The organism is Psychroflexus lacisalsi (assembly GCF_020164495.1).
GTDB classification, from domain to species: domain Bacteria; phylum Bacteroidota; class Bacteroidia; order Flavobacteriales; family Flavobacteriaceae; genus Psychroflexus; species Psychroflexus lacisalsi.
Window position 1 is genome coordinate 1 of the sequence record NZ_JAIQYZ010000043.1, and the last position, 264, is coordinate 264.

The following is a 264-nucleotide window of genomic DNA, read 5'->3' on the forward strand; positions in this document are numbered from 1 at the left end:
CTTGTTTCTGATTGTAATTACCGATGGCTTCTCTAAATTTGAAAAGGCCTCGCAGCTTTGCAGCTATGTGGGAATAACTCCCACTACAAGAGAGTCTGGTAGCAGCGTAAGAGGTAGGGCGAGGATCAGCAAGGTGGGAAACAGGAAACTGCGAAATCTACTGTTCTTGTGCGCCTTTAATGCCTGTAAGCACAACAAGGCTTGTAGAGAAATCTATGAGCGTATAGTAAACAAGGGAAAGAGCAAGAAGTTAGCACTGATTGC

General features: G+C 44.7%; 1 protein-coding gene. It reads left to right on the forward strand.

Annotation, left to right across the window (positions count from 1 at the left end):
- Positions 1-264: transposase (locus LB449_RS13890; RefSeq protein WP_224455704.1), on the forward strand; the 264-nt coding region annotated here is incomplete at both ends.